Source organism: Salinicola sp. (assembly GCF_982684285.1).
In genome coordinates this window covers 1-8,187 of record NZ_CEXLVS010000184.1, presented here as the reverse complement: position 1 = coordinate 8,187, position 8,187 = coordinate 1, and the positions used below count along the sequence as shown (strand labels likewise).

8 protein-coding genes are annotated in these 8,187 nt (G+C 65.2%); 5 read left to right on the top strand and 3 right to left on the bottom strand.

Features of this window, described 5'->3' with window-relative positions:
* Positions 1-92: 92 nt before the first annotated feature.
* Positions 93-1,145, bottom strand: a complete 1,053-nt coding sequence (locus tag AC3AYF_RS15050) for a class I fructose-bisphosphate aldolase (protein ID WP_487779933.1) — start codon at positions 1,143-1,145, stop codon at positions 93-95.
* A 600-nt stretch (positions 1,146-1,745) separates the two neighbouring features.
* On the opposite strand from AC3AYF_RS15050, the gene AC3AYF_RS15045 reads away from it, so the two are divergent.
* From AC3AYF_RS15045 to AC3AYF_RS15035, 3 genes are all read left to right on the top strand, one after another.
* Positions 1,746-2,129: a CidA/LrgA family protein gene (locus AC3AYF_RS15045; RefSeq protein WP_295040415.1), complete on the top strand. Its 384-nt coding sequence runs from the start codon at positions 1,746-1,748 to the stop codon at positions 2,127-2,129.
* The gene (locus AC3AYF_RS15040) at positions 2,122-2,850 is read left to right on the top strand and encodes an LrgB family protein (RefSeq protein ID WP_295040417.1); all 729 of its coding nucleotides are present in this window, start codon (positions 2,122-2,124) and stop codon (positions 2,848-2,850) included. The genes AC3AYF_RS15045 and AC3AYF_RS15040 overlap by 8 nt, the downstream gene beginning before the upstream one ends.
* A gap of 156 nt (positions 2,851-3,006) precedes the next feature.
* Positions 3,007-3,756 (top strand): alpha/beta fold hydrolase, encoded by a 750-nt coding sequence (locus AC3AYF_RS15035; protein WP_487779932.1) that lies wholly within the window; start codon positions 3,007-3,009, stop codon positions 3,754-3,756.
* 5 nt (positions 3,757-3,761) lie between these two features.
* Here the strand turns inward: AC3AYF_RS15035 and AC3AYF_RS15030 are convergent, their stop codons facing one another.
* Positions 3,762-4,679 (bottom strand): aconitase X, encoded by a 918-nt coding sequence (locus tag AC3AYF_RS15030; protein ID WP_295040421.1) that lies wholly within the window; start codon positions 4,677-4,679, stop codon positions 3,762-3,764.
* 236 nt (positions 4,680-4,915) lie between these two features.
* Between AC3AYF_RS15030 and AC3AYF_RS15025 the strand changes: the two genes are divergently transcribed.
* Both AC3AYF_RS15025 and AC3AYF_RS15020 read left to right on the top strand, forming a co-directional pair.
* Positions 4,916-5,980 carry a type I glyceraldehyde-3-phosphate dehydrogenase gene (locus AC3AYF_RS15025; RefSeq protein WP_295040423.1) on the top strand — a complete coding sequence of 355 codons (1,065 nt, stop codon included), beginning with the start codon at positions 4,916-4,918 and terminating at the stop codon, positions 5,978-5,980.
* Positions 5,977-7,140 carry a phosphoglycerate kinase gene (locus tag AC3AYF_RS15020; RefSeq protein ID WP_295040425.1) on the top strand — a complete coding sequence of 388 codons (1,164 nt, stop codon included), beginning with the start codon at positions 5,977-5,979 and terminating at the stop codon, positions 7,138-7,140. Before AC3AYF_RS15025 ends, AC3AYF_RS15020 begins: the two co-directional genes overlap by 4 nt.
* A 97-nt stretch (positions 7,141-7,237) precedes the next feature.
* Here the strand turns inward: AC3AYF_RS15020 and AC3AYF_RS15015 are convergent, their stop codons facing one another.
* On the bottom strand, positions 7,238-7,969 hold the full coding sequence (locus AC3AYF_RS15015; protein ID WP_487779931.1) for a transporter substrate-binding domain-containing protein: 732 nt from the start codon (positions 7,967-7,969) through the stop codon (positions 7,238-7,240).
* Positions 7,970-8,187 lie beyond the last annotated feature (218 nt).

Genomic DNA, 8,187 nt, shown 5'->3' with positions numbered 1-8,187 from the left:
CCCTGAAATCGAGGCGAAAAAAGCCCGGCGATGGCCGGGCTTCGGGAATTCCATGAGCACTTGCGTCTAACGTCTAACTCATGGGCCTGGGATCAGGCGACGGTGACGTCCTTGGAAAGGTAGACATCCTGTACCGCGTTGAGCAGTTCGATACCCTCTTTCAGCGGCTTCTGGAATGCCTTGCGTCCGGAGATCAGGCCCATGCCGCCGGCACGTTTGTTGATCATCGCCGTGCGTACCGCTTCACCCAGGTCCGAGTGCCCCTTGGAGCCACCGCCGGAGTTGATCAGTCCGGCGCGGCCCATGAACGAGTTGGCCACCTGGTAGCGGGCCAGATCGATCGGGTGATCGCTGGTCAGCTCGCTGTAGACCTTGTCGTGGGTATGACCGAAACCGATCGCCTTGTAGCCACCGTTGTTCTCGGGCAGCTTCTGCTTGACGATGTCGGCCTTGATGGTCGCCGCCAGATGCACGGCCTGGCTGGTGAGGTCGGAGGAGACGTGGTAGTCGGTCCCGTCTTTCTTGAACTCGGGATTGCGCAGGTAGGACCACAGCACCGTGACCATGCCCAGCTCGTGCGCACGCTCGAAGGCCTCGCTCACTTCCTGGATCTGGCGGCGGCTATCCTCGGAACCGAAGTAGATCGTGGCGCCGACCGCGATGCAGCCCATGTCGTGGGCCTGCTCGATCTGCGCGAACATGGTCTGTTCGTACATCGCCGGCAGGGTCAGGCTCTCGTTGTGGTTGAGCTTGAGCATCATCGGAATCTTGTGCGCATAGCGCCGCGCCACCGAAGAGAGCACCCCCAGGGTCGAGCAGACGCAGTTGCAACCGCCCTGCAGGGCCAGCTCGACGATGTTCTTGGGATCGAAGTACATCGGGTTGGGGGCAAACGACGCCCCGGCCGAATGCTCGATGCCCTGATCGACCGGCAGGATGCTGAGGTAGCCGGTACCGCCCAGGCGACCGGTATTGAACAGCGTCTGCAGGTTACGCATCACGTGCGGGCTGCGATCGGTATCGGAGAAGACGCGATCGACGAAGTCGGGGCCCGGCAGATAAAGGTCTTCTTTCTTGAAGCCCGTGCAGGTGTAGCTGAGCAGGCTGTCTGCTTCCTTGCCTAGCAGCTTGGCGATATCGGTCATGTTGCTTTTCCTCTGTCCTCAAGATGGATCATCCGGGAAATCTCGACTTGGGCCGCTTCCCTGTCTACCAAAGATGGCTAACCGATAATGGCTGCGTGGCATGGTCTCGACCCGCTGCCCGTGGCGCCAGCTCCCCCTCCCTATCGCGGCGATCATCGACTAGCCGTTACGCTTTGTCTGAAAAATGCCTGCGCTCAACCATACGGCGTTAAAAATCGGCTCAAAATGCTTATTTACCCCGCGTAAACTCCGCTTTTTCGCCGATTTTTGCCTTGTCTGGCTATCGCTCGTCGTTTTTTCAGACAGAGCTTAAGGAAACACCGCAAAATTGTCCGCGCTTCCTGAGATCACCGCCAAGAATAAGCGACTATGCGCCGCAGTTCACGCCCATGCACCGTTTCTTCATCGCCTGTCTGCTCGGTCGGACGCCATGACGGGGGCTGCACCAGATTGTCACGTTTCGTATCCCGGCGACGGCTGAAAATCGTCATGGGAAAGTCTTGAGCGCCGGCCGGATCCGGACTGGCATGCCACGGCCGTCGGGACGACGCCATGCATTTGCTATGATGCTCCTCCTTTCCGCGATTCGAGATTGTCAGGATGTCCGTTCTGCGCGGCTTTTTGTGGCTACTGGTCTTTCTACTGCTGGGGCAGGCCGTGATGGCGCTGTTCCGCCTGCCGATGCCCAGCGGCGTCATCGGCATGCTGTTGTTGACCCTCTTCTTCGGCTACCGGGGTGGCATGAATCCGGATGTCGTCCACATCAGCCAGCCGCTGATCGCGATGCTGGCGCTGTTGATCATGCCCGGTGTCGTCGAGATATTCTTCGTCGCCGGTCAGTTCGCGGACCAGTGGGTTGCCATTCTGACTGCGCTGATCGCGGGCACGCTGCTCAGCGTGCTGTCGAGCCTGCTGCTGATGCGGCGCTATCTGCCCGCGAGCGACGCCCCGGGACTGGCAGCGGGAAACGCCGGCCATGAATGACTGGCTCGAGCGCCTCTCGCAGTTGCCACAACAGTGGTTCGACTCTCCGATCGCCGCCATCGCGCTCACGCTCGGCGCCTATTTCTTCGGTATCCGCCTGTTCAAGCTGATGCATCGGCCCACCTGGTGCCCGCCGATGCTGATAGCGGCGATCCTGATTGCCGTGACCATCGCGTTGTTGCCCATCGGCATCGACGACTACAACCGCGGCGCCGGCTGGCTCATGCTTCTGCTGGGCCCGGCCACCGTCGCGCTGGCCGTGCCGCTCTACCAGCAACTGCCACAGATTCGCGCACTGTGGAAGCCGATCCTGCTGACGCTGCCGCTATCGGCGACCCTGGCCGCCTGCTACGCCGTGATCATCGCCGCCGCCATGGGCGCACCGAAGGAGGTGCTCGCCTCGCTGGCGCCCAAGTCGGTGACCTCGCCCATCGCGCTCGGGCTGGCCGAGGAGCTCGGCGGTTCGCGGGCGCTGCTGATGGGGGCGCTGCTGACGACCGGCGTCACCGCCATTTTCGGGGTGGAGTGGCTGAGCCGGATCCTGCGCATTCGCGACCCCCGTCTGATCGGCCTGGCACTGGGCATCAACGGACACGCCCTGGGCACGGTGCGCGCGTTCGAGATCAGCAGCGCCGCCGGCGCGTTCGCGTCGCTGGGCATGAGCCTCACCGGCGCCTTCACCGCCGTCGTGCTGCCGTTCGTCTGGCATCTCTTCTACTGACCATCGTTTCTACCGGGCATCGCTTCTACCGGGTATCGCTTCGCGCGATGCCTGACAGCGACGCAGATCCCGCTACGCTGTTATCAGGCCGTCGACTGCCTCGACGGTTTCGGCAAGGAAGCCCGATGACAGCACAGCCTCGACAGGAGAGACCCGATGACGATAGCCAGTGACAAGGGTCAGGGAGACCCGACGCTGGTGCTCATGCACTTCTTCGGCAGTTCCCATCATGAGTGGGAGGCGGTCCTGCCGCTTCTCGACCAGCGGTACCGGGTGATCACGCTGGACATGCCGGGCTTCGGCCGCGCCAGCGACGTGGCGGGATTCGATGTCGCCTCGATGACCCGTCACGTCGAGCAGTGCGTCGACGACGCCGGGCTCGACAACGTCATCCTCGTCGGCCACTCGTTCTCCGGCCGCATCGCGATGACCGTCGCCGCCGACCGCCCCGCGTGGCTGCACGCCTTGATCCTGATCGCGCCCTCCCCGCCCGGGCCGCAGTCGATCGCCGAGGAGGAGCATCGATTCCAGCTCGACTTCGATTTCAGCGAGGCTCAGGCACGCCAGTTCATCGACGGCGCCAGCGAAGTGTCTCTCGCCCCGACGCTCTACCAGCAGGCGGTGGAGGATGCCATCAACGCCAACCCGTCGGCGTGGCGGGCCTGGCCGACGACCACGCACGCCGAGGATTGGCGCGAGACCGTCGGCAAGCTCCCCTACCCGGCCTGGGTGCTGGTCGGGGACAGGGACCCGTCGCTGGCGCCGGAAACCCAGCGTTCCGAGGTGATGCCCCACCTCCCCCAGGGCAAGCTCGAGGTCTTTCCCGGCTATGGGCATCTCCTCCCCATGGAGATGCCGGAGACACTGGCGGAGCGACTCAACGCCATCGCCGCCGAGATCCGCTGAAGGCCTCAGTTGGCGGAGAGTACCGGCGCCCGGCCGACGATCGCCACGCAGAGCGCCAGCGGCCAGGGCCACTCGGCGTCCGCCCGCGATGGCGATGAATCGTCGAGCGGTATCGCGCCGAGCGCTCGGCAGGCCTTGACGACGTGCGTCGTCGCCTCGCCGGGTGCCCCGATCGTCGTCGGTACGCGGAACTCGCCGCCCCATTCGACCAGTTGCGCGGCGAGCGCCAGACCCGCCGGACCGATCTCGATGTCGCCGCCGACGTGAATGCGATCCACGTCGAACAACGCCCGGACACCCTGAAGGCGAGCCATGCCAACGACGACCCGCATCGCGGCCTGGGCGGCCGGACCGGCGTCGCCATCGAGACAGCGCCGGTCCTCCGGCGAGAGCGTGAAGCCGTCGTTGGCGGCAACGTGTGGTGTCGGCTCGTGCCCCAGTTCTCCGCCGGCCGTGACGCTGGCCAGGCCCGCCAGGCGGGGGCCGCTCAGGACGAGCCGGCCACCGCGATAGAGCGTGATCAGATGCGCCGCCTGGGCCATGGCAAAACGTGCCTCATCCAGCACCACCACCGGCAACGAGAGCGACAGCACCTCCTCGGCGACGATAGCTCCCAGCGCAATGGCCTCGTCGGGACGGTCGAGCACGACCAGCGCCGGCGCCTGCCCGGCATGGATGGCCTCCAGTAGCCCGACACCGCCGCTGCTCGAACCCGGCTTGCAAGCAACGACCAGCGCTCGCCCGGCGACGGGCTCGCCACGCGGCAGGTCGCGATCGCCGATCCCCTCGCCTCGCTCTAGCTCCGGGTCCTCCCACAACCGGCATGGCATCGAGCGGTTCAGGACCACGCCGCTGGCCTCGCCCTCGACCAGGCACTCGGTGGCGGAGAGATAGAACGACAACGATTCGAGACGCCGCATCATGGCCTTGTCGTCCCGACGGCCAGGGACGAGATCGCGATCGCGGTGAAAGGCGTGTCGGCAATAACCATCGGTGAGCGCATCCGGTACCAGAGAGATCGTTCCAAACTATGAGGCGATCGCTCCTGCGTCCAGTACCTTGGTCTGACATCCGGCTCAGGCTCGGCTGGTTCGGCACGAATGCGCTAAGATGGTCGGCCTCGAACCTCGTCCTCAACCTCGGGTTATCGGACTCGCCCATGACCTATCGCGTCGCCATCAACGGCTACGGCCGTATCGGCCAGAGCGTGCTGCGTGCGCTGATCGAGCGCCCCGATCTGCCGCTGGAGATCGTCGCCATCAACGAGCGCTCCGACCTGGAGACGATCGCCTACCTGACCCGTTACGACACCACCCACGGGCGCTTTCCCGGCCATGTCGAAGCGCGCGATGGCTGCCTGATCGTCAACGGCAGGACCATTCGTGTCCTCAACGCCGAGGTGCCGGAGACGCTGCCGTGGGGCGAGCTCGGCATCGACCTGCTATTGGAGTGCTCCGGCAGCTTCAAGGATCGCGCCACCGCCGAGCGTCACCTCGAGGCCGGGGCGGGGCGGCTGCTGTTCTCGCAGCCGGCGGAAGCGGACGTCGACGCCACGGTGGTCTACGGCGTCAATCAGAGCGCGATCGCCCCCGACATGCGGATCGTCTCGGCGGCGTCGTGTACCACCAACTGCCTGATACCGATCCTCGAGGTGCTGGACGCCAGCTTCGGCGTCTCCCATGGCGTCACCACCACCATTCATTCGGCGATGAACGACCAGCCGGTGATCGACGCCTATCACAACAGCGACCTGCGCCTGACACGCTCGGCGATGCAGTCGATCGTCCCGGTGGACTCCGGCCTGGCACGCGGCATCGGCCGCCTGATGCCGCATCTGGCGGATCGTTTCGAGTGCCTTCACGTCCGTGTGCCGACCATCAACGTCTCGGCCATGGATCTGGCGATCTCGCTCGAGCGCGATACCGACGCCGACGCGGTCAACGCCTGCCTGGCCGCTGCCAGCCGCGAGCGCTACCTGGGCCTGCTCGGCGTGACCTACGAGCCGATGGCCTCGGTCGACTTCAACCACGATCCGCGCTCGGGTATCGTGGATGCCACTCAGACCCGCGTGGCCGGCGGCCGCCTGCTCAAGTCGCTGTGCTGGTTCGACAACGAATGGGGCTTCGCCAACCGGATGCTCGATGTCGCCCGCCACTGGCTCGAACTGCCGTCCTCCATTGCCAAACCCGTCACTTCTCTTCACCGCAAGGAAAGGATCTTATGAATGTACTGAAGATGACCGACCTGGATCTCTCCGGGAAGCGCGTGCTGATCCGCGAGGATCTCAACGTCCCGGTCAAGGGCGGCAAGGTCACCAGCGATGCCCGCATCCGCGCCTGCCTGCCGACGATCCAGGCCGCGCTCGACGCCGGCGCCAGCGTGATGCTGATGAGCCACCTGGGTCGGCCCACCGAGGGCGAGCCGGCGGATGAGTTCACCCTGGCCCCGGTGGCCGAGCATCTCTCCGAGCTGCTGGGCAAGCCGGTACGGCTGGAGAAGGAGTACCTCGACGGCAACGTCGAGATCGCCACCGGTGAAGTCGTGCTGCTCGAGAACGTGCGCTACAACAAGGGCGAGAAGAAGGACGACGAAGCGCTGGCCAAGGCGTATGCCGCGCTCTGCGATATCTACGTGATGGACGCCTTCGGCACCGCCCACCGCGCCCAGGCCTCCACCCACGGGGTGATCCGGTTCGCGCCGCACGCCTGCGCCGGCCCGCTGCTGGCCAACGAGCTCGACGCCCTGGAAAAGGCGCTCAGCGCCCCCAAGCGCCCGATGGCCGCCATCGTCGGGGGTTCCAAGGTGTCCACCAAACTCGACGTGCTCTATTCGCTGTCGGAGAAGTGCGATCAGCTGATCGTCGGCGGCGGTATCGCCAACACCTTCATCGCCGCGGCCGGTTACGGCGTAGGCAAGTCGCTCCACGAGGCGGACCTGATCGACAAGGCCAAGGAACTGATGGCCAAGGTCAAGATCCCGCTGCCCACCGACGTGGTCGTCGCCACCGAGTTCTCAGAATCCGCCACCGCGACCGTCAAGCCGGTGGACCAGGTCGGCGACGACGAGATGATCCTGGATATCGGCCCGGACACCGCGAAGCATCTCGCCAGCCTGCTGGAAAACGCCGGCACCATCCTGTGGAACGGCCCGGTCGGCGTGTTCGAGATCGACCAGTTCGGCAAGGGCACCGAAGTGCTGTCGAAGGCGATCGCCGCCAGCCCCGCCTTCTCCATCGCTGGTGGCGGTGACACCCTGGCCGCCATCGACAAGTACGGCATCGCCGACCAGGTCTCCTACATCTCGACCGGCGGCGGCGCCTTCCTCGAATACGTCGAAGGCAAGACCCTGCCCGCCGTCGCGGCACTGGAGAAAGCCGCCAAATAGCACCGTTTCATGATCCGGCGACAAGCGACGACACCGACCCTCGGGTCGGTGTCGTCCTCTCTGGGCAACGGCTTGCCATTTCACACCGCTCTCCTGCTCACGGTGCCGCCTGGGTCTCGTCCTGTCCGCTCTCCGTCAACGCCCGCTTCACCACCCCCTGCTGCTTCATGCGAGCGAGGAAATCCTCGACGTAGCGGATGACGGCGTCCGAAGCCTGCGCCCTGGTCACGGCCATGCACTGCTCGATGGCGGTGAAGCGCCCTGGCAGGACACGATAACCGGGATTCGACGCGGCATAGGCCGCGAGTGGCTGACGCACGCCGGCGGCGGCATCGAGCCCCTGCTCGGCGAACAGCTCGATCGCCGCGGCGGACGTGGCGGCGCGAACCAGGCTCGCATGCTTCAGCGCCCGTGTCAGATAGAGATCGTAGGCCGCGCCCTTGCCCACCGCGATGCGGATATCGTCCCGATCCAGCTCGTCGACATCCTGGAACGGCGCCGCATCCGGCACCAGGTAGGTGCCTTCGATGATCACGTAGGGATCGGTGAAGTGGATCTTCTCGGCCCGCACCGGATCACGGGCGAGAAAGCCGATCCGCCAGGCGTCGTCATCGATCGCCGCGAACACGTCGCCGGCACCGTCGAAAGTGGCGATTTCCGCTTCCACCCCGAGTTCGTCCGCCAACCCCCGCGCCAGCACCGCCGAGACACCGGCAGGCTCGCCGTCCTTACCCCGCTGCGCGAGTACGATATTGCCGTAGTTGATGGCGACACGCAGTCGCCCGGCCGGCGCCAGCGCCTCGATGGCCGCAGATTTTTCATCGCTCATATAACGTTCCTCAGAGAGAAAGCGAGTAAGGATAATAGCTGATCGAACTCGTCAATCCTGGGTTCTGGCTCTGGCCGCCTGCATTCGACGACGCAGGATCGGCCCCACGATCACCGGCAGCAGCAGCCCGATGATCGCCACCGCCCACAGCCCGATCGACAGACCGCTGCTCCACAGGATCGACCAGTCGCCGTCGGAGATCTGCATCGCGTGGCGCA

Coding starts and splice junctions, on each gene's coding strand:
- AC3AYF_RS15050 (WP_487779933.1), bottom strand. CDS start 1,145: ATGACCGATATCGCCAAGCTGCTAGGCAAGGAAGCAGACAGCCTGCTC.
- AC3AYF_RS15040 (WP_295040417.1), top strand. CDS start 2,122: ATGAATGACTGGCTCGAGCGCCTCTCGCAGTTGCCACAACAGTGGTTC.
- AC3AYF_RS15045 (WP_295040415.1), top strand. CDS start 1,746: ATGTCCGTTCTGCGCGGCTTTTTGTGGCTACTGGTCTTTCTACTGCTG.
- AC3AYF_RS15035 (WP_487779932.1), top strand. CDS start 3,007: ATGACGATAGCCAGTGACAAGGGTCAGGGAGACCCGACGCTGGTGCTC.
- AC3AYF_RS15015 (WP_487779931.1), bottom strand. CDS start 7,969: ATGAGCGATGAAAAATCTGCGGCCATCGAGGCGCTGGCGCCGGCCGGG.
- AC3AYF_RS15030 (WP_295040421.1), bottom strand. CDS start 4,679: ATGATGCGGCGTCTCGAATCGTTGTCGTTCTATCTCTCCGCCACCGAG.
- AC3AYF_RS15025 (WP_295040423.1), top strand. CDS start 4,916: ATGACCTATCGCGTCGCCATCAACGGCTACGGCCGTATCGGCCAGAGC.
- AC3AYF_RS15020 (WP_295040425.1), top strand. CDS start 5,977: ATGAATGTACTGAAGATGACCGACCTGGATCTCTCCGGGAAGCGCGTG.